This window comes from Flavobacterium glycogeni, from assembly GCF_048286775.1.
Classification (GTDB): Bacteria; Bacteroidota; Bacteroidia; order Flavobacteriales; family Flavobacteriaceae; genus Flavobacterium.
This window is the reverse complement of record NZ_JBLVPV010000068.1, coordinates 1-1366: the sequence shown is the minus strand read 5'-3', so window position 1 is coordinate 1366 and position 1366 is coordinate 1. Positions and strand designations below refer to the sequence as shown.

Genomic DNA, 1366 nt, shown 5'->3' with positions numbered 1-1366 from the left:
CATATTAAGAACCAGTTTTAGTAATGACTATAATACACCACTGCAGATTGTTCATAAGCAAGCTTTTGTTGATTTTAGCTATAAATCCGTAAACAAGGACGAAACTGGTACAACTTTCCTGAGGAAAGTAAAAGAAGAAGACAAAGCCAGAGGGTTTGATCTAAATAAGCCTACTCAAATGCGTTTGCAAGTAGTGGATTTAGGACACGATAACTATGAATTCATTTGGAGTCATCACCATATTATAATGGATGGTTGGTGTATGAGTATTTTAATTAATGATTTTTCAAGTATCTTAAATGATTTAGATAAAAAACAGCCTATCGGTCTTGAGAAGCCTGTTAAGTATGCTAATTATATCAAATGGTTGTCTAAAATAAATAAGCAAACTTCTTTAGAGTATTGGAAAAAATATTTAGACGGTTTTGTAACGGCAACAGAACTTCCTTTCAAAAATAGAAGGGAAACTCAAAAAAAAGAAGTTCTTTTTAAAAATGAACATGTTCGTTTAGAAGGTGAAGTATTACAAAGGATAAAAGAGACCTGTAATGATTTAGATATTACCACCAATACCTTTATACAAGGGGTTTGGGGGTATCTGCTGTCTAGATATAACAATTCTAGAGATGTCGTTTTTGGGTCGGTAGTATCTGGAAGGCCGGCTGAGTTAGTTGGAATAGAGAATATGGTAGGGCTTTTTTCAAATACTATTCCAGTGAGAGTACAGTATGACGAATTAGATACGGTTAAAGACTTTTTGCAGCAATTACATACCGAAGCAATTAGAAGCAACGATTTTCATTATGGGAGTCTGGCAGAAGTACAGTCTCAAAGTTCTATTGGAATGGAGCTTATCAATAACTTAATTGTTTTTGGAAATTACGTTGTAAAAGATAGTATAAATGATATATTAAATTCGTCTGAAAGAAAAGAAGATGGAGCATCATTTCAACAAATTAATTTAGATGACGAATCAAATTATAATTTTGTTATTGCTGTATCTCCTTCTGAATCTTCTTTAGAGTTTGAATTCAGATTTGATTCTAATGTTTTTAATGTTGGCTCGATAAAAACAATGAAGGCTCACTTTGAAGCTATAATACATTTCTTCAGTGCAGAAAGTCAGAGACCAATCCAAGAAATCGATTATTTAACCCAGGAAGAGAAGCAACACCTTTTGGTAGACTTTAATGACACAAGAGTAGCTTATCCTGGAGATAAAACGATTATTGATTTATTTGAAGAGCAAGTTGCGAAGACTCCGAACAGTATAGCATTAGTATTTGAGGACAAGGAATTAACGTATCAAGAGCTTGATGATTTATCTACTCAATTATCATATAGTTTACGAGAAGACTATGGTATA

General features: G+C 32.9%; 1 protein-coding gene. It reads left to right on the top strand.

Features of this window, described 5'->3' with window-relative positions:
- Positions 1-1366, top strand: a 1366-nt coding sequence (locus tag ACNQGX_RS18300; protein WP_417978743.1) for a condensation domain-containing protein, incomplete at both ends; no start/stop codon positions are given.